1 pseudogene is annotated in these 445 nt (G+C 72.8%); it reads right to left on the reverse strand.

Going from position 1 to position 445, the window contains the following annotated elements:
• Nucleotides 1–445: pseudogene (locus M8I34_RS41135) on the reverse strand (reductase); the annotation flags it as partial.

Here is a 445-nt window from a genome sequence, read left to right on the forward strand (position 1 = left end):
GCCGGTGCCCGCCGCGATCAGGATGACGGGGGTGTCATCGGCCGCATCGAGGCGGAAGGCCTCGCGGCAGGGCTGGACGCGGGCCAGGACGGTGTCGCCAGGCTGCACACCGTGCAGGTAGGTCGAGCCGGTGCCGCCGGGCAGCAGCGAGACCATCAGATCGGCGTGCCGGGCGTCAGTGGCGGGTGAGGACGACAGGGAGTAGTGCCGGGTGCGCAGCGGCGGCAGCAGCTCCAGGACCGTCGGCCAGGGCAGGGCGCCGCGCAGCGCCGGATACGCCTCGATCAGGTCGATCAGGGTGCGCGGGTCGTCCTCGGCGAGGTTTTCCAGCGCGTGGCGCTCGGGCGGGCAGGGGTTGTGGGGGGCGAGCTGCGCGACCTGTTCCGGCGTGGGCCGCATGCCCAGTTCAAGGTGGTGGGTAAGGAGTTGGCGCACCGTCAGGGGA

Origin of the sequence: Streptomyces sp. MCA2 (genome assembly GCF_023544705.1) — a bacterium.
GTDB lineage: Bacteria > Actinomycetota > Actinomycetes > Streptomycetales > Streptomycetaceae > Streptomyces > Streptomyces decoyicus.